Origin of the sequence: Kitasatospora mediocidica KCTC 9733 (assembly GCF_000744225.1) — a bacterium.
GTDB classification, from domain to species: Bacteria; Actinomycetota; Actinomycetes; order Streptomycetales; family Streptomycetaceae; genus Kitasatospora; species Kitasatospora mediocidica.
In genome coordinates this window covers 1,456,130-1,476,637 of the sequence record NZ_JQLN01000007.1, presented here as the reverse complement: position 1 = coordinate 1,476,637, position 20,508 = coordinate 1,456,130, and the positions used below count along the sequence as shown (strand labels likewise).

The following is a 20,508-nucleotide window of genomic DNA, read 5'->3' as shown; positions in this document are numbered from 1 at the left end:
GGGGTGGCGGCCTTCGCCGTTCTGCGCCGGTGGTTCAGGCCGTCTCGGCGACAGCCTGGGCGAACTGCGCCTGGTAGAGCTTGGCGTAGGCGCCGCCGGAGGCGATCAGGTCGTCGTGCGAGCCCTGCTCGACGATCGCGCCCGCCTCCATCACCAGGATCACGTCGGCGTCCCGGATGGTGGAGAGCCGGTGGGCGATGACGAAGCTGGTCCGGCCGGTGCGCAGGGTGGCCATGGCCCGCTGGATCAGCACCTCGGTACGGGTGTCCACCGAGCTGGTGGCCTCGTCCAGGACCAGGATGCTGGGCTGGGCGAGGAACGCCCGGGCGATCGTGATCAGCTGCTTCTCGCCCGCGCTGACCCCGGTGCCCTCGTCGTCGATGACCGTGTCGTAGCCGTCCGGCAGGGTACGGACGAACCGGTCGACGTGCGCGGCCTTCGCCGCCTCGACGACCTGCTCACGGGTGGCGTTGACCGACCCGTAGGCGATGTTGTCGGCGATCGACCCGCCGAACAGCCAGGTGTCCTGGAGCACCATGCCGATGCCCGAGCGCAGCTCCTCGCGGGACATCGCGGCGATGTCCACCCCGTCCAGGGTGATCCGGCCGCCGCTGACCTCGTAGAACCGCATCAGGAGGTTGACCATGGTGGTCTTGCCGGCCCCGGTCGGGCCGACGATCGCCACCGTGTGGCCGGGTTCGACCTTCAGCGACAGGTCCTCGATCAGCGGCTTCTCCGGGTCGTAGCGGAAGGCCACGTCCTCGAAGGAGACCAACCCGCGCAGCTCGGCCGGTCGTTCGGGGCTCAGCGGGTCGGCGGACTGCTCCTCGGCGTCCAGCAGCTCGAAGACCCGCTCCGCCGAGGCGACGCCGGACTGCACCAGGTTGGCCATCGAGGCGACCTGGGTGAGCGGCTGGCTGAACTGCCGCGAGTACTGGATGAACGCCTGCACGTCACCGATCGAGAGCGCGCCGCTGGCCACCCGCAGGCCGCCGACCACCGCGACCAGCACGTAGTTGAGGTTGCTGATCAGCATCATCGCGGGCTGGATCGTCCCGGAGATGAACTGCGCCTTGAAGCCTGCCGCGTAGAGCGCCTCGTTCTCCTGGCGGAAGATCTCGGCGGCCTCCTTCTCCCGGCCGAAGACCTTCACCAGCGAGTGGCCGGTGTACATCTCCTCGATGTGGCCGTTCAGCTTGCCGGTGGTCTTCCACTGCGCGACGAACTGCGGCTGGGCCCGCTTGCCGACCCGGGCCGCGACGACCACCGAGATCGGCACCGAGATCAGCGCGATGAGGGCGAGTATCCAGGAGATCCAGAACATCATGGCGAGCACGCCGACGATGGTCAGCAGCGAGTTCACCACCTGGCCCATGGTCTGCTGCATGGACTGGCCGATGTTGTCGATGTCGTTGGTGACCCGGCTGAGCACCTCGCCGCGGGACTGCCGGTCGAAGTAGCTCAGCGGCAGCCGGGAGAGCTTGGTGTCCACGTCGGTGCGCAGCCGGTTGACCGTCCGGTTGATCGCGCCGGCCGCCAGGCGGCCCTGCACGATGCCGAAGATGCCGGAGGCGACGTAGACGGCCAGCACCCAGAGCAGGACGGTGCCGATGGCACCGAAGTCGATGCCCTGGCCCGGGGTGAAGGGGACGGCGTTGAGCACACTGGCGGCATGGTTGCCGGCGTGCTGGCGGACCGCCGCGACCGCCTGGTCGTGCGTCAGACCGGGCGGGAACCCCGCGCCGATCGACCCCTTGACGATCAGGTCGGTGGCATGGCCGAGGATCTTGGGCCCGATCACCGCGCAGCCGACGCTGAGCGTGCCCAGCGCGACGACGCCGCTGAGCGCGGTCCGCTCGCGACCGAGCATGCCCAGCATCCGCTTGCCGGAGCCCTTGAAGTCCATCGACTTCTCGGTCGCCTGGCCGCCCATGAAGCGGCCTGCGCCCCCCGTGCCACGGCGGGCGGCCGCCTCGGCGGAGCCACTGACCACCGCGGGTTTCGCGGTGGTCGCGGTGGTCGCGTTCTTCGGGGTGGTCACGCCGCCTCCTGCTCGGTGAGCTGGGAGAGCACGATCTCCCGGTATGTCGGGTTGTCGGCCATCAGCTCGTGGTGCGTTCCGCTGCCGACGACCGCGCCCTCGTCCAGGACGATGATCCGGTCGGCGTCGCGGATGGTGCTCACCCGCTGGGCCACGATCAACACCGTGGCCTCGGCGGTCTCCCGGGCCAGCGCCTTGCGGAGCCGGGCGTCGGTCGCGTAGTCGAGCGCCGAGAACGAGTCGTCGAAGAGGTAGACCTGCGGGCGGCGGACCAGGGCCCGCGCGATCGCCAGCCGCTGGCGCTGACCGCCCGAGACGTTGCTGCCGCCCTGGGCGATCGAGGCCTCCAGGCCGCCGTCCAGCTCCTCGACGAAGTCCTTGGCCTGCGCGGTCTCCAGCGCCCGCCAGAGCTCCTCGTCACTGGCGTCCGGCCGTCCGTAGCGCAGGTTGCTGGCCACCGTGCCGGAGAACAGGTACGGCTTCTGCGGCACCAGGCCGACGGTCTCGGCGAGCAGCGCGGGTGCCAGCTCGCGGACGTTCACGCCGTTCACCAGCACCTCGCCGCCGGTCGCGTCGAAGAGCCGCGGGATCAGGCCGAGCAGGGTGCTCTTGCCGCTGCCGGTGCTGCCGATGACGGCGGTGGTCTGGCCGGGCCGCGCGTCGACGTCGATGCCGCGCAGCACGGGCGACTCGGCGCCCGGGAAGCGGAACTCGACACCGCGCAGCTCCAGCGTGCCGTGGTCGCGCATCTCGGTGACCGGAGCGGTCGGCGGGACCACGCTGGAGTCGGTGGAGAGCACCTCCATGATCCGCTCGGCGCAGACCTCGGCGCGCGGCACCATCATGAACATGAAGGTGGCCATCATGACGCTCATCAGGATCTGCAGCAGGTAGGAGAGGAACGCCGTCAGGGCGCCGACCTGCATCCCGCCGCTGGCGATCCGGTGCGCGCCGAACCAGAGCACCGCGACGCTGGAGATGTTCACGACCATCATCACGGACGGGAACATCAGGGCGAGCAGGCGGCCGACCCGCAGCGAGACGTCGGTCAGCTCGTCGTTGGCCCCGCCGAACCGGGCCTGCTCGTGGCCGTCCTTGACGAAGGCCCGGATCACCCGGATACCGGTGATCTGCTCACGCAGGATCCGGTTCACCTGGTCGATCTTCTTCTGCATGCTGCGGAACTGCGGGCGCAGCCGGCCCACCAGCACGGTCACGATGACACCGAGCACCGGCACCACGACGATCAGCAGGCTGGAGAGCGGGACGTCCTGGTTGAGCGCCATCACGATGCCGCCGACGCACATGATCGGTGCGGCCACCATCAGGGTGAAGGTCATCAGCGTCAGCATCTGGACCTGCTGGACGTCGTTGGTGGTGCGGGTGATCAGCGAAGGGGCGCCGAACTGGCCCAACTCGCGGGCGGAGAAGCTCTGTACCCGGTCGAAGACGGTGGCCCGGATGTCCCGGCCGATCGCCATCGCGGTGCGGGCGCCGTAGTAGACCGCGCCGATCGAGCAGGCGGCCTGCGCGAGGGTGACGGCGATCATCACCCCGCCGGTGCGCATGATGTAGTCGGTGTTGCCGGCGAGTACACCCTTGTCGATGATGTCGGCATTGAGCGTCGGAAGGTAGAGGTTTCCGATGGTTGCGATGAGCTGGAGGAGGACCAGCAGGATGATCGGTTTGGTGTAGGGCCTGAGGTGGGCCCTGAGAAGTCGGATCAGCACTCGGACACTCTCATTGTCGGCAGGGGGATTCGCATCCCTATTTTCGGTCTTCCGACCGACAACCGGACGGGATTACCGTGTTCCGGCGGTCGGCGTCGCGCTGTCCACTGCACTGGGATGGGCGTGTCGTGCCAGACACCTCACCCCTCTTACGTAACGGCCTCGTACCCCCTAGGCTGGCGGCTGTCTAGTTACCAGCCAGTTAACAAGCCCGTCGGGCGGCCCTCCCTCACCTCCGCTCGACTTCGCCCTCGGCCACCTGGTCCCCCGGAGGTCTCGTTGAGTTCTGCGCAATCCGTTATCGGCTCCGACAAGATTTCCGCCCGCCCGGCCTCGGTGGCACACCTCTTCCTCAGCAGGGTAGAGGCCACCCCGAACGCCGAGGCCTACCGGTTCCCCGTACCAGTGGACGAGCACGCGGCGGACAGCACGCCCGGAGCCGAGCAGTGGCGCTCTCTGACCTGGGCACAGACGGCCGTACGGGTCAGGAACGTGGCGGCCGGCCTGATGGCCCTCGGCGTCCGTGCCGAGGACCGGGTCGCGATCGCCTCCTCCACCCGGGTCGAGTGGATCATCGCAGACCTCGGCAACATGTGTGCCGGTTCGGCCACCACGACCGTCTACCCGAGCACCAACGCCGACGAGACCGCCTTCATCCTCGCGAACTCCGCCAGCAGGGCGCTCTTCGCCGAGAACGCCGCCCAGCTGGCCAAGGTGGTCGCCCAGCACGACCAGCTGCCCGAGCTGGCCCAGGTGATCCTCTTCGACGCGCCCGCCGAGCGGCCCGCCGTCGACGGGCTGGAGATCCTCACGCTGGCCGAGCTGGAGGAGCGCGGCGCCGGCTACCTCAAGGAGCACCCGGACGCGGTGGACCGGGCGGTGGCCGCGCTCGACCCCGAGCAGCTGGCGACGCTGATCTACACCTCCGGTACCACCGGCCGCCCCAAGGGCGTCCGCCTGGTGCACGACTGCTGGGCGTACGAGGGGGTGGCCCAGCAGGAGAGCGGGCTGCTGCGCTCGGAGGACGTGCAGTTCATGTGGCTGCCGCTGTCGCACGTCTTCGGCAAGACCCTGATCTCGGGCCAGATCGCCACCGGCCACGTGATGGCGGTGGACGGCCGGGTGGACCGCATCATCCACAACCTGCCGGTGATCCGCCCGACCCTGATGGCCTCGGCGCCGCGGATCTTCGAGAAGGTCTACAACGGCATCGCCGGTCGGGCCAGAGCCGAGGGCGGGGCCAAGTACAAGATCTTCCTCTGGGCTGCCCAGGTGGCCCGGGAGTACGCCCGCACCACCCAGGCCAGCCGCGTCGCCACCGGCAGGGAGAGCGCGCCGTTCGCGCTCAAGCTCCAGCACGCCGTGGCCGACAAGCTGGTGTATGCCAAGATCCGCGCCGCGTTCGGCGGCCGGCTGCGCGGCTCGGTGTCCGGCAGCGCCGCGCTGACCCCGGAGATCGGCTACTTCTTCCTGGGCGCCGGCGTGCCGATCCTGGAGGGCTACGGGCTCACCGAGACCAGTGCCGGCTCCACCGTCAACCGCGCCGAGGACGTCCGGATCGGGACCTGCGGCCCGCCGCTGCCCGGCACCGAGGTCCGGATCGCCGAGGACGGTGAGATCCTGCTGCGCGGCCCCGGCGTGATGCGCGGCTACCACGACCTGCCGGAGCAGACCGCGGAGGTGCTGGAGCCGGACGGCTGGTTCCACACCGGGGACATCGGCGAGCTGGACAAGGACGGCTACGTCCGGATCACCGACCGCAAGAAGGACATGTTCAAGACCTCGGGCGGCAAGTACGTCGCGCCCAGCGAGGTCGAGGGCAAGTTCAAGGCGATCTGCCCGTTCGTCAGCAACATCCTGGTGATCGGCAACGGCCGCAACTTCTGCACCGCGCTGATCTCGCTCGACGAGACGGTGATCATGCCGTGGGCGGCGGAGAAGGGCCTGACCGCCGGGACGTACGCCGAGGTGGTGGCCGCGCCGGAGGTGCATACGCTGATCGAGGGCTTCGTGAAGAAGCTCAACGGCGACCTGCAGCGCTGGCAGACGATCAAGAAGTTCACCCTCCTCCCGCGCGACCTGGACATCGAGCACGGCGAGCTGACCCCGAGCCTCAAGATCAAGCGGCCGGTCGTCGAGCGCACCTACGCCGACGCGGTCACCGAGATGTACGCGGGCGCCAACGAGGCGTGAGCACCGCGGTCCGGTACGGCCGGCGTCGGCCGTACCGGACAATGGGGGCATGCCCTCCGCACTCCCCGACGGCGAACCCGTGCCGTCCGACGGTTCCCTGCCCGCCCACGCCCTGACGGGGCTGGGCGAGCGGCCGTTCGGCTTCTACCTGCACGTGCCGTACTGCGCCACCCGCTGCGGCTACTGCGACTTCAACACCTACACCGCCACCGAGCTGCGCTCGTCGGGGGCGGTGGCCTCGCAGGAGACGTACGCCGAGAACCTGATCGGCGAGGTCCGGCTGGCCCGCCGGGTGCTGGGCGACACCGACCTGCCGGTGCGCACGGTCTTCCTCGGCGGCGGCACGCCGACCCTCCTGCCGGCCCGCGACCTGGTGGCGATGCTGGCGGCGATCCGCTCCGAGTTCGGACTCGCCGAGGACGCCGAGGTGACCACCGAGGCCAACCCGGAGTCGGTCGACCCGGCCTACCTCGCCGAGCTGCGTGAGGGCGGCTTCAACCGGATCTCGTTCGGCATGCAGAGCGCCCGCCCGCACGTGCTCCAGCTGCTGGACCGCCACCACACACCGGGCCGGCCCGAGGCCTGCGTCGCCGAGGCCCGCGCGGCCGGCTTCGACCACGTCAACCTCGACCTGATCTACGGCACCCCGGGGGAGTCCGACGACGACTGGCGGGCCTCGCTGGACGCCGCCATCGGCGCCGGCCCCGACCACGTCTCCGCCTACTCGCTGATCGTCGAGGACGGCACCAAACTGGCCGCCCGGATCAAGCGCGGTGAGTTGCCGATGGTCGACGACGACGTGCACGCCGACCGCTATCTGATCGCCGAGCAGGCCTTGGCCGCGGCCGGCTACTCCTGGTACGAGGTCTCCAACTGGGCCACCAGCGAGGCCGGCCGCTGCCGCCACAACGAGCTGTACTGGACCGGCGCCGACTGGTGGGGCGCCGGCCCCGGCGCGCACAGCCACGTCGGCGGCGTGCGGTGGTGGAACGCCAAGCACCCGGCCGCGTACGCGCAGGCGCTGGCGGAGGGGCGGACCCCGGCGCTGGGCCGCGAGGTCCTGCCCGACGAGGACCGCCGGGTGGAGCGGATCCTCCTGGAGCTGCGCCTGGTCGAGGGCTGCCCGCTCACCCTGCTCGCCCCCCAGGGCCTGCGCGCCGCCGCCCGCGCCCTCGCCGACGGCCTGCTGGACCAGGACGCCTACGCCGACGGCCGCGCCGCCCTGACCCTGCGCGGGCGCCTGCTGGCGGACGCGGTTGTGCGTGACCTGGTGGACTGACCGTCGTTAAGGAAAAAGCAGCCGTCCGAGGGAGCTGTGATGACCGCCGTGGATGGCCGGGTGAGAGGGATCTTCGAAGCCCTTGAGGTGCCTGAGGGATTCAAGGCTGAACTCATCAGGGGTGAAATTGTGGTGATGGCCGGGGCCCGACCGGATCCACAACTGGATCATCGAGTCGATCCAGGACCAGATCCCCCGCGCACGTTGGCATCGTTCGCAAACCCAGGACATTGCCATCCCCGGTGCGGCCAGCGAACCTCAGCCCGACCTCGCGGTGTACGAGCGCGGAGCCGTCGAGGGGCCGGGACGCCTGATTCCCGCCCCCGTCGTGACGCTGGTCGTCGAGGTGGTTTCCAAGGCCAGCGTCGACCGCGTCCACCGCACCAAGCGGCTGATGTACGCGGAGGGGACGATCCCGGCCTACCTGATCGTCGACCCGGTCGAAGGTGTCTGCGTGCTGCTCACCGAGCCCAGCGACGCGACCCCTTCGGGGCTGCCCGACTACCGGACCGAGCGGACCAGCCGGTTCGGCGATCCGGTGCCGGTCGGCGTGCTGGAGCTGACGCTGGACACCGAGGACTTCCAGACCTACAGCTGAGCCCGGCTCACTCCGTCGGGCTGACGAAGTCGATCAGTTCCTCCACCCGGCCGAGCAGGGCGGGGTCGAGGTCGCGGTAGGAGTTCACCGAGGCGAGGATCCGCTTCCAGGCGGCGGGGGTGTCCACCGGCCAGCCCAGGCGGCGGCAGATCCCCTCCTTCCACTCCTCGCCGCGCGGCACCTGCGGCCAGCCGGGGATGCCCACGCTGGCGGGTTTCACCGCGGCCCAGATGTCGATGAACGGGTGGCCGACCACCAGCACCGCGTCGCCGGTGACCCGGGCGGCGATCCGGTGCTCCTTGGTGCCGGGCAGCAGGTGGTCGACCAGGACGCCGAGCCGCCGCCCGGGGCCGGGGGCGAACTCGGCGACGATCGCGGGCAGGTCGTCGATCCCCTCCAGGTACTCGACGACGACGCCCTCGATCCGCAGGTCGTCGCCCCAGACCCGCTCCACCAGCTCGGCGTCGTGCCGGCCCTCGACGTAGATCCGCGACTCCCGGGCGATCCGGGCCCGCGCGCCGGGGACGGCCACCGAGCCGGAGGCGGTGCGGGCCGGGCCCCGGGCTGGGGCGGCGACGGTGGGCCGGACGAGCGTCACGGTCTTCCCCTCCAGCAGGAAGCCGCGCGGGGTGAGCGGGAAGACCCGGTGTTTGCCGTGCCGGTCCTCCAGGGTGACGGTCACCCCCTGCGCCGTCTTCTCGCACCGCACGACCGCGCCGCAGAAGCCGGTGGCGGCCTCCTCGACCACCAGGTCGCGGTCGGCCGGCACCTCCGGCGCGGGCTGCTGCCGCTTCCAGGGCGGGGTCAGGTCGGGGCCGTAGTGAGTGCTGCGCATCCAGGGACTATACGAAATCGCACGCCCCGTCAGCGGATGGCACGTCAGAGGCCGGGCGCGCCCCAGACCGGGAACCAGCGGGAGAGGTCCGACTCCACTCGCAGGTCGTTGCCCAGCATCGCCTTCACCTGGAGCTCCAGCGGGCTGTTGCGGCGCTCGCCGCCGCCGGGCATCGGGGCGAACGGGAAGAACGTCCCGCGCTTGTAGAGGTAGACCAGGGCCAGCGACTGCCCGGCCTCGTTGCGGAACCCGACCAGCGAGCAGAGCAGCTGCGGCCCGAAGCCGTTCGCCTCCAGCTCGCTGTTGACCGCGTGCAGGTCGTTGACCAGTTCCGGCAGCTCCTCGGGGAGGTGCCGGGCGAGGAGCCAGGAGTAGCCGTACTCGTCCTGGCTGGCCTCCACCGGCACCCCGCCGTTGGCGGTGTCGGCGTCCAGCAGGGCCCGCACCTGGCGTTCCACCTCGCCGAACGCGCCACCCTCGACGGCGGCGAAGCAGACCGAGCCGAGGCCGGTGGGCTTGAAGCCGACGGCCGCCTCCAGGGTCAGCGCGGCCGAGGGCACGCCGAAGAGCTGGTCGAGGTCGGGCCGGACCGGCTTGCTGCGACCGAGCAGCGCATCCAGGAATCCCACGGGTCGTTCCTTCCGCAAGGGCTGTGTGAGGGTGGCGGGGTTCAGCGTCCCAGCTCGGCGGAGATCTTGCCCAGCTGCTCCAGCCGCTGCTCCAGCGAGGGGTGGGTGGACATCAGCTGCGAGGCGGTCTCGCGCGCGCTGAGCGCGGGGGCGAAGTAGAAGGCGTTGTACGGCTGCGCCTTGCGCAGGTCCTTGGTGGGGATGGCGGCGATCTGCCCGGTCACCTTGGTGAGCGCCGAGGCCAGCGCGCTCGGCCGGCCGGTGAGCTGGGCGGCGGCCCGGTCGGCGGCCAGCTCGCGGTAGCGCGAGAGCAGCCGGGTCAGCAGGAAGCTGATCGCGTACACCACCATGCTGACCAGCGGGATGACGATCATCGCGATGGCGGCGTTGCTGTCGTTGTTGTTGCTGCGGTTGTTGCCGCCCATCATCCCGCTGTAGAGCGCGATCCGGGTGATCGCGCCGGCCAGCACGCCCAGGAAGCCGGCGATGGTCATCACGGCGACGTCCCGGTGGGCGACGTGCGAGAGCTCGTGAGCGAGCACGCCCTCCAGCTCCTCCGGGTCCAGCCGGCGCAGCAGGCCGGTGGTCACGCAGATGACCGACTTCTCGGGCTTGCGGCCGGTGGCGAAGGCGTTCGGCATGTCGTTGTCGGCCACCGCGACCCGCGGCTTGGGCATGTCGGCGAGCGCGCAGAGCCGGTCGATGGTGCCGTGCAGCTGCGGATACTGCTCGGGGGTGACCTCGTGGGCGCCCATCGCCCGTTCGGTGATCTTGTCGCTGAACCAGAACTGGGCGATGAAGAGGCCGCCGGCGATCAGCACGATCAGCGGCCAGGCCCCGCGGAGCAGGACGATCAGCACGGCGGTGAAGCCGACGTAGAGCAGGCCGATCAGGAACATGGTGGTGACCATCCGCCCGGTCAGCCCACGGTCGGGCGCGAAGCGGGTGTGGGGGCCGGACGCCGACATGGCTGCTCCTCTTGAAGTCACTCTCGGTTGCTGTCGATGCTGCCACTTTGTTCCCCCGCAGGCACCACCCATGCCGAGCCCGCCCTTGGCATCCGCGGAGAAAGTGATCCGCGCGGCATCCAGGGACAGGGCGTTCCTGCTGACGGACCCGGGCCTTACACTGGCAGGTACGGTTCTGGCACTCGGCTGACCCGAGTGCCAAACCCGTCACAGACACCGTAAGACCTGGTACCAGGACAACGTGCGAAGAGGGAGGTGCGTGCCATGTTCGATGAACCCGAGTCCGACCCTCGCCCGCCCGGCCGGGCGTCGGCCTCCGACGGGCCCTCGGGCCCTAAGGCCGCGCCTGCCCGCGCCGTATCCCGGCCCACTGCGGCCCAGCGCGCCGCAGCCGCGGTCCTGGCCCCCGAGCCCAGCCGCCTGGACGTCCGCCAGCTCGACGAGCGCAAGCTCTCGGTGCTGCGCGCCATCGTGCAGGACTACGTCGGTACCGAGGAGCCCGTCGGCTCGAAGGCCCTGGTCGAGCGCCACAACCTCGGCGTCTCGCCGGCCACCGTGCGCAACGACATGGCCACCCTCGAAGAGGACGGCTACATCCACCAGCCGCACACCAGTGCGGGCCGGATCCCGACCGACAAGGGCTACCGGCTCTTCGTCGACCGGCTGGCCGAGGTCAAGCCGATGAGCGCGCCGGAGCGCCGCGCCATCCGCCACTTCCTGGACGGCGCGGTCGACCTGGACGACGTGGTGGCCCGCACGGTGCGGCTGCTCGCGCAGCTCACCCGGCAGGTCGCGGTGGTCCAGTACCCGTCGCTGACCAGGTCCACCGTCCGGCACGTCGAGCTGCTGGCGCTCGCGCCGTCCAAGATCATGCTGGTGCTGATCACCAACACCGGCCGGGTCGAGCAGCGCATCGTCGACACGCCGGGACCGGTCGGCGAGACCACGCTGGCCGATCTGCGGGCCCGGCTCAACGCCCGGGCCGGCGGCCGCTTCTTCCCGGACGTGCCGGCCCTCGTGGAGGACCTGCCGTCCTCGTTCGAGCCGGCCGAGCGGGCGAACGTGACCACGGTCCTCTCCACCCTGTTCGAGTCCCTGGTGGAGCAGAACGAGGAACGGATCATGCTGGCCGGCACGGCCAACCTGACCAGATTCGGCCATGACTTCCCGCTCACCATCCAGCCGGTGCTGGAGGCCCTGGAGGAGCAGGTGGTGCTGTTGCGCCTGCTGGGTGAGACCGCCGACGCCGGGATGACCGTCCGGATCGGCCGGGAGAACGAATACGAGGGCCTCAATTCCACCTCCGTCGTCTCGGTCGGTTACGGTTCGGGCGACGAGAGCGTGGCGAAACTGGGGGTGATCGGTCCCACCCGGATGGACTATCCGGGCACAATGGGGGCGGTGCGAGCGGTGGCACGGTACGTGGGTCAGATCCTGGCCGAGTCGTAGAGCACAAGAGCGGACGGGCCCACCCGGGCACGTCCGAGACCAGTCGCAGCACCTTCTAGAGGCGGAACAAGCGGAGCATTTGGTGGCCACGGACTACTACGCGGTACTCGGCGTCCGACGGGATGCGGGGCAGGACGAGATCAAGAAGGCGTTCCGGCGCCTCGCGCGTGAACTGCACCCGGACGTCAACCCGGACCCGAAGACTCAGGAGCGGTTCAAGGAGATCAACGCCGCCTACGAGGTGCTCTCGGACCCTGCCAAGCGGCAGGTGTACGACCTCGGCGGCGACCCGCTCTCCCCGAACGGCGGCGGTGGCGGCTTCGGCGCGGGCGCGGCGGGCTTCGGCTTCTCCGACATCATGGACGCCTTCTTCGGCGCCGCCTCCGGCCAGCGTGGCCCCCGATCGCGCACCCGGCGCGGCCAGGACGCCATGATCCGCCTGGAGATCACCCTGGACGAGGCCGCTTTCGGCACGACCAAGGAGCTCCAGGTCGACACGGCCGTCACGTGTACCACCTGTAGCGGGGAGGGCGCCGCTCCCGGCACCTCCGCGCAGACCTGTGACATGTGTCGCGGCAAGGGCGAGGTCTCCCAGGTCACCCGGTCCTTCCTGGGCCAGGTCATGACCTCGCGTCCCTGCCCGCAGTGCCAGGGCTTCGGCACGGTCGTGCCGACCCCCTGCCCGGAGTGCGCCGGCGACGGCCGGGTCCGCGCCCGCCGCACGCTGACGGTCAAGATCCCGGCCGGTGTCGACAACGGCACCCGGATCCAGCTGGCCGGCGAGGGCGAGGTCGGCCCGGGCGGCGGCCCCGCGGGCGACCTCTACGTCGAGATCGCCGAGACCGCGCACCCGACCTTCCAGCGCCGCGGCGACGACCTGCACTGCACGGTCACCATCCCGATGACGGCGGCCTCGCTCGGCACCCAGGTGCCGTTGCAGACCCTGGACGGCCTGGAGGAGGTCGACATCCGGCCCGGCACCCAGTCCGGCCAGTCGATCCCGCTGCACGGACGGGGCGTCACGCACCTGCGCGGCGGCGGCCGAGGCGACCTGATAGTGCATGTCGAGGTGCAGACTCCCACCAAGCTCGACCCCGAGATGGAGGAGCTGCTGCGCCGCCTGGCGGTGCTGCGCGGCGAGGAGCGGCCCTCGGGCACCTTCGCGCCCGGACAGCAGGGGCTGTTCTCCCGCCTGAAGGACGCCTTCAACGGCCGCTGAACCGAGTTCGACCCTGGCCGGTCCGCCGCTCCTCGCGGCGGACCGGCCACCACCATTTCGTGAGGAACGCCGCATGACCGCGCCCGTCTTCGTCGTCGACACCGCCCGCCTCGCCGGCGCCTCCCCGGGCGCGGTGGTCCGGTTGGACGGTGCCGAGGGGCGGCACGCGGCCGCCGTGAAGCGGCTGGAGGCCGGTGAGGCGGTCACCCTGACCGACGGTCTCGGCCTCGGCGGGCACGGCACCGTGACGGCCGTGCACGGCAAGGACGCGCTCGACGTGACCCTCGCCGCGCTGGTTCAGGAGCCCGCGCCCAGCCCGCGGATCGTGGTGGTCCAGGCACTGCCCAAGGGCGACCGCGGCGAACTCGCGGTCGAGACCATGACCGAGGTCGGCGTCGACGTGGTGATCCCGTGGGCCGCCTCGCGCTGCATCACCCAGTGGAAGGGCGACCGCGGCGCCAAGGCACTGGCCAAGTGGCGCTCCACCGCGCGCGAGGCGGGCAAGCAGTCGCGGCGGCTGCGCTTTCCCGAGGTGCGCGAACCGATGACGACGCGTCAGCTCGCCCCGCTGCTGGCCGCGGCGGCGCTGGCCGCGGTCCTGCACGAGGACGGCGCCGAGCCGCTGGCCACGGCGCCGCTGCCGGCCGCCGGGGACGTCTTCCTGATCGTCGGGCCGGAGGGCGGGGTCAGCCCCGAGGAGCTGGCGGCGTTCGCCGAGGCGGGCGCCGCGCCGTACCGGCTGGGCAGCTCGGTGCTGCGCACCTCGACCGCCGGGGTGGCGGCCGGCGCGCTGCTGCTGGGCCGCTCAGGGCGCTGGTCCTGAACCCGGGCGGCGTGCCCGGCGGCCGGGCGCGTCCGGTAGTTTGACGGCACGTCCGACGGGCTGACCGCCCCCGTTCTCCGGAGAGTGACCCATGGCCGCACCCACCGAGGCCGACTGCATCTTCTGCAAGATCGTGGCGGGTGACATCCCGGCCACCGTGGTCCGCGAGACCGAGCGCACGGTGGCCTTCCGGGACATCAACCCGCAGGCCCCGACGCACGTCCTGGTGATCCCCAAGGCGCACTACCCGAACGCCGGCGCGCTGGCCGCCGCCGAACCGGAGCTGGCCGCCGCGCTGCTGACCGAGGCGGCCGAGGTGGCCGCCGAGGAGAAGATCGCCGAGTCCGGCTACCGGTTGATCTTCAACACCGGTGCGGGTGCCGGGCAGACCGTCTTCCACGCGCACGTCCACCTGCTCGGCGGCGAGCGCTTCCACGAGGGTCTGGTCTGACCCGTGTCGATGCGCGAACTCGTCGTCCTCGGTACGGCCAGCCAGGTGCCCACCCGGCACCGCAACCACAACGGCTACCTGCTGCGGTGGGACGGTGAGGGCCTGCTCTTCGACCCGGGGGAGGGGACCCAGCGGCAGATGCTGCACGCGGGCGTCTCGGCCACCGACCTGACCCGGATCTGTGTGACGCACTTCCACGGTGACCACAGCCTGGGCCTGGCCGGGGTGGTCCAGCGGATCAACCTGGACCGTGTCCCGCACCCCGTGCACGCCTACTACCCGGCCTCCGGCCAGGTCTTCTTCGAGCGGCTGCGGCACGCCACGGCCTTCCACGAGACGGCCGACCTGCGCCCGCACCCGATCGCCGCCGCCGGCCCGCTGGACGCCCCCGGCGCCCCCTTCGCCCTGGAGGCGATCCGGCTCTCGCACCCGGTGGAGTCCTTCGGCTACCGGCTCACCGAGCCGGACGGCCGCCGCCTGGTCCCCGAGCGGCTGGCCGCGCTGGGCGTGCGCGGTCCCGACGTCGGCCGGCTCCAGCGCGAGGGTCGGCTGGAACTGGACGGCCGTACGGTCACCCTGGCGGAGGTCAGCGAGGAGAAGCCCGGCCAGCGGTTCGCGTTCGTGATGGACACCCGGCTCTGCGAGGGCGTCCAGGCGCTGGCCGAGGGCGCCGACCTGCTGGTGATCGAGGCGACCTTCCTGGCCGCCGACGGCCACCTCGCCGAGGAGCACGGCCACCTCACCGCCACCCAGGCGGCGAAGGCGGCCGCCGCGGCGGGGGTGCGGACCCTGGTGCTGACGCACTTCTCGCAGCGCTACCCGGACCTGGAGGCGCACCTCGCCGAGGCCCGCGAGCACTTCGACGGCGACGTGGTGGTCGCCCAGGACCTCGCCCGCATTCCGGTCCCCTCACGCCGATGAGGGGCGGCGTTCGGTGAACCGGGAAAAGGGGTGGCATCGCCACCGGAACTGCCGGACCATCGTTGCGGCCGCAGCACGGCGAACAGCCGCGCGGCGTACCCTGGTGACCCCGGAACCGACCGAGCGGCACCCCGACACCACGGATGGGATGAGGCAGGCCTCAGAGCCGACCCATGAGTGAACCGATGAGTGACACCGCAAAGCCCCGCCCGCAGGCCGTGAACGGCGCCAGCGCCCGGATCGTGATTCCCGAGAAGCACCCGATGGTCACCCTTCTCGGTGCCACCGACTCCCTCCTGCGAGTGATCGAGCGCTCCTTCCCCGAGACCGACATCCACGTCCGGGGCAACGAGGTCACCGCCACCGGCACGCAGGCCGACCTCGCCCTGGTCCGGCGGCTGCTCGACGAGATGATGCTGGTGCTCGGCGCCGGCCAACCCCTGACGGAGGATGCCGTGGAGCGGTCGATCGCGATGCTCAGGAACGCCGTCGCCGACCCTGCCGGGGCCGGCGACAGCCCGTCCCAGGTCTTCACCGCGGCGATCCTGTCCAACCGGGGCCGCACGATCCGTCCCAAGACGGAGAACCAGAAGAACTACGTCGACGCGATCGACCGGCACACCATCACCTTCGGCATCGGCCCGGCCGGCACCGGCAAGACCTACCTGGCGATGGCCAAGGCCGTGCAGGCGCTGCAGGCCAAGGAGGTCAACCGGATCATCCTGACCCGGCCCGCCGTCGAGGCCGGTGAGCGGCTCGGCTTCCTGCCCGGCACGCTCTTCGACAAGATCGACCCCTACCTGCGGCCGCTCTACGACGCGCTGCACGACATGATGGACCCCGACTCGATCCCGCGGCTGATGGCCGCGGGAACCATCGAGGTCGCCCCGCTCGCCTACATGCGCGGACGGACCCTGAACGACGCCTTCATCATCCTGGACGAGGCCCAGAACACCTCGCCCGAGCAGATGAAGATGTTCCTCACCCGCCTGGGCTTCAACTCCCGGGTGGTGGTCACCGGCGACACCAGCCAGATCGACCTCCCGGGCGGCACCCGCAGCGGTCTCAAGGTGGTCCAGGAGATCCTCGCGGACGTCCCGGACATCCACTTCTCGATCCTGACCAGCACCGACGTGGTCCGCCACAAGCTGGTCGGCCGGATCGTGGAGGCCTACGAGCGCTGGGACGCCCTGGAGAACGCCGAGGACGCCCAGGCCGCCGGCGGCGGCGGCAAGGCCGCGGCCCGGCACAACAACCGCACACCCCGACAGCCCCATCGCACCGAAAGCTGAGCGCAGACCTCTTCATGTCCATCGACATCGCCAACGAGTCCGGCTGGGACGCGGACGAGGATGCCATCCTCGACGTCGCCCGCTTCGCCCTCGACAAGATGCGGATCCACCCGCAGTCCGAACTGTCCGTGATCCTCATCGACAGCGAGGCGATGGAGCAACTGCACATCCAGTGGATGGACCTGCCCGGTCCGACCGACGTGATGTCCTTCCCGATGGACGAGCTGCGTCCGGGCAAGGAGGGCGAGGAGCTGCCGCAGGGCCTGCTCGGCGACATCGTGCTCTGCCCCGAGGTGGCCAAGTCGCAGGGGCTGGCGGCGCCGTCGCAGCACTCGATGGACGAGGAGCTGCAACTGCTCACCGTCCACGGGGTGCTGCACGTGCTCGGCTACGACCACGAGGAGCCGGAGGAGGAGCGCACCATGTTCGCCCTCCAGAAGCGCATCCTGGACGACTGGCGTGCCGGTCGCGGGCTGTCGGGGCTCTCCCCGGCGCCCACCACGCACTGATCCGATGAGCGGAGACAGTACGAGTTTCCTGGTCGGGGCCTTCCTGCTGGTCATGCTCGGCTGGTTGGCGGCCTGTGCCGAGGCCGGGATCTCCCGGGTCTCCCGGTTCCGTGCCGAGGAGGCCGTTCGGGCCGGCCGGCGCGGTTCGGACCGGCTGCTGACGCTGGCCGGCGACCCGATCCGCTACCTCAACCTGGCCACCCTGATCCGGGTGGCCAGCGAGGTGGCGGCGGCGGTCCTGGTGACCGTGGTCTGCGTCCGGTCCTTCCAGCAGACCTGGCAGGCCGTGCTGCTGGCGTTCGGGGTGATGGTGCTGGTCTCGTTCGTCGCGGTCGGCGTCTCGCCGCGCACGATCGGGCGCCAGCACCCGCTCACCTCGGCCACCACCGCCTCGTTCGTGCTGCTGCCGCTGGCCCGGATCCTCGGGCCGATCCCGCGGCTGCTGATCCTGCTGGGCAACGCGCTCACTCCGGGCAAGGGCTACCGCGAGGGGCCGTTCGCCTCCGAGGCGGAGCTGCGGGCGCTGGTCGACCTGGCCGAGAAGGACGACCTGATCGAGGACGAGGAGCGCCGGATGGTGCACTCGGTCTTCGAGCTGGGCGACACCATCGTGCGCGAGGTGATGGTGCCCCGGACCGACCTGGTGATGATCGAGCGGCACAAGACGGTCCGCCAGGCACTCACCCTGGCGCTGCGCTCCGGCTTCTCGCGGATCCCGGTGGTCGGCGAGAACGAGGACGACGTGGTGGGCATCGTCTACCTCAAGGACCTGGTGCGGCTGACCCACATCAGCCGGGACGCCGAGTCCGACCAGGTGGACACCATGATGCGGCCGGCCGTCTTCATCCCGGACAGCAAGCCGGCCGGCGACCTGCTGCGCGAGATGCAGCAGATGCGCTCGCACGTCGCGATCGTGATCGACGAATACGGCGGCACGGCCGGACTGGTGACCATCGAGGACATCCTGGAGGAGATCGTCGGCGAGATCACCGACGAGTACGACCGGGAGATCGCCCCGATCGAGGAGCTGGGCGACGGCTCGTTCCGGATCACCGCCCGGCTGCTGGTCGAGGACCTGGGCGAGCTGTTCGGCATCGAGCTGGAGGACGAGGACATCGAGACCGTCGGCGGCCTGCTGGCCAAGCACCTCGGACGGGTCCCGATCCCCGGGTCGGCCTGCGAGGTCCCGCTGCTGCAGGACGGGCCGAGCGGGCTCAGCGCGATCAGGCTGACCGCCGAGAGCTCGGCCGGACGCCGCAACCGGATCGGCACCGTGGTGGCCGCGCCGGTCCGCCTCCTCCAGGACGTGTCGGAGCAGGCGGAGTAGGAGGGGGCGGAGTAGGAGCGGGCGCGGGGGACCGTCGGCTGGACACCCGGTGCCCCGGGGGCGGTCGGCGTCTTATGCTCAGCGGCATGACTGACCTCGATCTCGTCCTTGACCCCGAAGACCAGAAGCTCGTCACCCTGGCCCGCTCCGCTCGCGCCCGCAACGGCGTGGCGGAGGGGGCCGCGGTGCGTGACGAGACCGGCCGTACCTATGTCGCCGGCGCGGTCGTGCTGCCGTCGCTGGTGCTGAGCGCGGTGCAGACGGCGGTGGCGATGGCGGTGGCGAGCGGGGCGAAGGGCCTGGAGGCGGCGGTGGTGGTCACCGCGGCGCAGACGCCGGCTGAGGCGGACGTGGCCGTCGTCCGGGACCTGGGCGGCCCGGGGACGCCGCTGTTGCTGGCCGGACCGGACGGGTCGCTGCGGGTGCGCGTCGAGGCTTCGTGACAGCTAGTGCCGCGTCGCGGCACTAGCCGCGCCGGGACGCCGAGCCCACTAGTCCGATAATCTCCCTCCGATTGAGGGGGAGTGGGGCATGGGGGTACTCGGGTTCTTCGCCGCACTGCTGGTGGTGCTGATGGGGTTCGGGCGCTGGCACGAGACGCACTCGCCGTACTGGCTGGGGGGCTCGATCGCGCTGCTGTTGTTCACCCTGGTCGGGGCGTTGCAGTCGCGGCGGAAGTAGCGGCCCGGGGGTCCGCGCGGGGCCGCCCGGGCGGCCCCGCCGGGCGCCTGTCCGGTCCGGTCCGGGCGATCAGGGAGAATGGTCCCCATGAGCGACACTCCTTCTTCCCCGGCTGCCCCGTACCGATCGGGTTTCGCGTGCTTCGTAGGCCGTCCCAACGCGGGTAAGTCGACCCTGACCAACGCCCTGGTGGGGACGAAGGTCGCGATCACCTCCGACCGTCCCCAGACCACCCGGCACACCGTGCGCGGCATCGTGCACCGACCCGAGGCGCAGCTCGTCCTGGTCGACACCCCCGGTCTGCACAAGCCGCGCACCCTGCTCGGTGAGCGCCTCAACGACCTCGTCCGCTCCACCTGGGCGGAGGTCGACGTGATCGGCTTCTGCCTGCCCGCCGACCAGAAGCTCGGCCCCGGCGACAAGTTCATCGCCAAGGAACTGGCCGAGGTCAAGAAGACCCCCAAGGTGGCGATCGTCACCAAGACCGACCTCGTCGACTCCAAGAAGCTCGCCGAACAGCTGATCGCCATCCACCAGCTCGGCCTGGAGCTGGGCATCGAGTGGGCCGAGATCATCCCGGTCTCGGCGGTCGGCGACAAGCAGGTGGACCTGCTGGCCGACCTGCTCACCCCGCTGCTGCCGCTCGGCCCGCCGCTCTACCCGGACGGCGACCTGACCGACGAACCCGAGCAGATCATGGTCGCGGAGCTGATCCGCGAGGCCGCGCTGGAGGGTGTGCGCGACGAACTGCCGCACTCGCTGGCCGTGGTGGTCGAGGAGATGATCCCGCGCGAGGGACGCCCCGCGGACCGTCCGCTGCTGGACATCCACGCGAACGTCTACATCGAGCGGCAGAGCCAGAAGGCCATCGTGATCGGTGCGAAGGGCGCCCGGCTCAAGCACGTGGGAACGACCGCGCGCAAGCACATCGAGGCGCTGCTCGGGACGCCGGTCTACCTGGACCTGCACGTCAAGGTCGCCAAGGACTGGCAGCGCGACCCCAAGCAGCTGCGCAAGCTGGGCTTCTGACGGTTCATCGGCCACGCCGTCCGCGTCCCCTGCCGGGGCGGGGCGGCGTGGCCGTCTGCTGTCCTGGGGAGGGGGCCTGTGCCGGTCGGTCTTAGTCGCCGACCGCCGGGAGGGAGACCCCCTGGCGCAGCACCAGGGAGATCAACTCGCGCTGGGAGTCGGTCAGTTTCGGATCCGCGCAGTGCACCGTCCGGCCGTCCACGACGATCCGGTAGTGGTAGCCGTCCGGCACACCGTAGGAGGGGATCCGCGAGGCCCCCGCGACCGCCTCGCGGGCGAGCGCGTGCACGTGCGGGGCGTCGAGCCGTTCGGCGGTGTCCAGCTCGGCTCGTGCTGGGCGCCCCGCGAGGCCGCCGGTCCTGGTCACCTGTATACGCATGGTCGCCAGTCTGCTACGCAGTGCTCGGAATTGCTCGAATTTCTCGACACTGACACATGCGGGATGTCGCCGGGGTGTCTCTGGCTGACCGCTTGGGGTGACCGGTCGGGACAGTCGTCTCAAGGGGTGGAAATCTCCTGGACTCACTTCGGCCC

Annotated in this window: 20 protein-coding genes; 14 read left to right on the top strand and 6 right to left on the bottom strand. The window is 70.9% G+C overall.

What is annotated here, in order from left to right; all coding sequences use genetic code 11:
* Nucleotides 1-34 precede the first annotated feature (34 nt).
* Both BS80_RS36780 and BS80_RS36775 read right to left on the bottom strand, forming a co-directional pair.
* Complete coding sequence (locus BS80_RS36780; RefSeq protein ID WP_408607468.1) at nucleotides 35-2,041, bottom strand: ABC transporter ATP-binding protein; 2,007 nt, start codon at nucleotides 2,039-2,041, stop codon at nucleotides 35-37.
* Entirely contained in the window at nucleotides 2,038-3,771 is a 1,734-nt protein-coding gene (locus BS80_RS36775; RefSeq protein ID WP_035806128.1) for an ABC transporter ATP-binding protein, read from the bottom strand. Before BS80_RS36775 ends, BS80_RS36780 begins: the two co-directional genes overlap by 4 nt.
* A gap of 279 nt (nucleotides 3,772-4,050) precedes the next feature.
* On the opposite strand from BS80_RS36775, the gene BS80_RS36770 reads away from it, so the two are divergent.
* The 3 genes from BS80_RS36770 to BS80_RS36760 all read left to right on the top strand — a co-directional run bounded on the left by BS80_RS36770 (nucleotide 4,051) and on the right by BS80_RS36760 (nucleotide 7,841).
* Nucleotides 4,051-5,964, top strand: coding sequence for an AMP-dependent synthetase/ligase (locus BS80_RS36770; protein WP_035806126.1), 1,914 nt, complete (start codon nucleotides 4,051-4,053; stop codon nucleotides 5,962-5,964).
* A gap of 49 nt (nucleotides 5,965-6,013) precedes the next feature.
* Entirely contained in the window at nucleotides 6,014-7,243 is a 1,230-nt protein-coding gene (gene hemW, locus BS80_RS36765; protein WP_035806124.1) for a radical SAM family heme chaperone HemW, read from the top strand.
* A 154-nt stretch (nucleotides 7,244-7,397) separates the two neighbouring features.
* Nucleotides 7,398-7,841 carry a Uma2 family endonuclease gene (locus BS80_RS36760; protein ID WP_332262228.1) on the top strand — a complete coding sequence of 148 codons (444 nt, stop codon included), beginning with the start codon at nucleotides 7,398-7,400 and terminating at the stop codon, nucleotides 7,839-7,841.
* Nucleotides 7,842-7,848: 7 nt separating this feature from the next.
* Here BS80_RS36760 and BS80_RS36755 read toward each other — a convergent pair whose 3' ends face one another.
* From BS80_RS36755 to htpX, 3 genes are read right to left on the bottom strand one after another with little or no spacing between them, the layout of a single operon-like run.
* A complete protein-coding gene (locus BS80_RS36755) occupies nucleotides 7,849-8,676 on the bottom strand; it encodes a DUF3097 domain-containing protein (RefSeq protein WP_035806122.1) in 828 nt (275 codons plus the stop codon).
* A gap of 44 nt (nucleotides 8,677-8,720) precedes the next feature.
* On the bottom strand, nucleotides 8,721-9,305 hold the full coding sequence (gene pspAB / locus BS80_RS36750; RefSeq protein WP_035806120.1) for a PspA-associated protein PspAB: 585 nt from the start codon (nucleotides 9,303-9,305) through the stop codon (nucleotides 8,721-8,723).
* A 41-nt stretch (nucleotides 9,306-9,346) separates the two neighbouring features.
* The gene (gene htpX / locus BS80_RS36745) at nucleotides 9,347-10,273 is read right to left on the bottom strand and encodes a zinc metalloprotease HtpX (RefSeq protein WP_035806117.1); all 927 of its coding nucleotides are present in this window, start codon (nucleotides 10,271-10,273) and stop codon (nucleotides 9,347-9,349) included.
* A gap of 264 nt (nucleotides 10,274-10,537) precedes the next feature.
* Between htpX and hrcA the strand changes: the two genes are divergently transcribed.
* The 11 genes from hrcA (at nucleotide 10,538) to era (ending at nucleotide 19,974) form a co-directional block, all read left to right on the top strand.
* On the top strand, nucleotides 10,538-11,722 hold the full coding sequence (hrcA, locus tag BS80_RS36740; RefSeq protein WP_083975760.1) for a heat-inducible transcriptional repressor HrcA: 1,185 nt from the start codon (nucleotides 10,538-10,540) through the stop codon (nucleotides 11,720-11,722).
* Nucleotides 11,723-11,804: 82 nt separating this feature from the next.
* Entirely contained in the window at nucleotides 11,805-12,941 is a 1,137-nt protein-coding gene (dnaJ, locus tag BS80_RS36735) for a molecular chaperone DnaJ (RefSeq protein ID WP_035806116.1), read from the top strand.
* 73 nt (nucleotides 12,942-13,014) lie between these two features.
* Nucleotides 13,015-13,764, top strand: coding sequence for a 16S rRNA (uracil(1498)-N(3))-methyltransferase (locus tag BS80_RS36730; protein WP_035806113.1), 750 nt, complete (start codon nucleotides 13,015-13,017; stop codon nucleotides 13,762-13,764).
* 91 nt (nucleotides 13,765-13,855) lie between these two features.
* On the top strand, nucleotides 13,856-14,215 hold the full coding sequence (locus tag BS80_RS36725) for an HIT domain-containing protein (protein WP_035806110.1): 360 nt from the start codon (nucleotides 13,856-13,858) through the stop codon (nucleotides 14,213-14,215).
* A gap of 3 nt (nucleotides 14,216-14,218) precedes the next feature.
* Nucleotides 14,219-15,136 carry a ribonuclease Z gene (locus tag BS80_RS36720; protein ID WP_083975759.1) on the top strand — a complete coding sequence of 306 codons (918 nt, stop codon included), beginning with the start codon at nucleotides 14,219-14,221 and terminating at the stop codon, nucleotides 15,134-15,136.
* 185 nt (nucleotides 15,137-15,321) lie between these two features.
* On the top strand, nucleotides 15,322-16,428 hold the full coding sequence (locus BS80_RS36715) for a PhoH family protein (RefSeq protein ID WP_035806105.1): 1,107 nt from the start codon (nucleotides 15,322-15,324) through the stop codon (nucleotides 16,426-16,428).
* A gap of 14 nt (nucleotides 16,429-16,442) precedes the next feature.
* The gene (gene ybeY, locus BS80_RS36710; protein ID WP_035806101.1) at nucleotides 16,443-16,937 is read left to right on the top strand and encodes an rRNA maturation RNase YbeY; all 495 of its coding nucleotides are present in this window, start codon (nucleotides 16,443-16,445) and stop codon (nucleotides 16,935-16,937) included.
* A 4-nt stretch (nucleotides 16,938-16,941) separates the two neighbouring features.
* Nucleotides 16,942-18,264 carry a hemolysin family protein gene (locus BS80_RS36705; RefSeq protein ID WP_035806097.1) on the top strand — a complete coding sequence of 441 codons (1,323 nt, stop codon included), beginning with the start codon at nucleotides 16,942-16,944 and terminating at the stop codon, nucleotides 18,262-18,264.
* Between the two features lie 74 nt (nucleotides 18,265-18,338).
* Nucleotides 18,339-18,707 carry a cytidine/deoxycytidylate deaminase family protein gene (locus BS80_RS36700; RefSeq protein ID WP_157536786.1) on the top strand — a complete coding sequence of 123 codons (369 nt, stop codon included), beginning with the start codon at nucleotides 18,339-18,341 and terminating at the stop codon, nucleotides 18,705-18,707.
* Between the two features lie 88 nt (nucleotides 18,708-18,795).
* Complete coding sequence (locus BS80_RS41420; protein ID WP_157536785.1) at nucleotides 18,796-18,945, top strand: hypothetical protein; 150 nt, start codon at nucleotides 18,796-18,798, stop codon at nucleotides 18,943-18,945.
* A 78-nt stretch (nucleotides 18,946-19,023) separates the two neighbouring features.
* A complete protein-coding gene (gene era / locus BS80_RS36695; protein ID WP_035806094.1) occupies nucleotides 19,024-19,974 on the top strand; it encodes a GTPase Era in 951 nt (316 codons plus the stop codon).
* A gap of 91 nt (nucleotides 19,975-20,065) precedes the next feature.
* Here era and BS80_RS36690 read toward each other — a convergent pair whose 3' ends face one another.
* Nucleotides 20,066-20,353, bottom strand: a complete 288-nt coding sequence (locus BS80_RS36690) for a protealysin inhibitor emfourin (RefSeq protein ID WP_035806090.1) — start codon at nucleotides 20,351-20,353, stop codon at nucleotides 20,066-20,068.
* Between the last annotated feature and the right edge of the window lie 155 nt (nucleotides 20,354-20,508).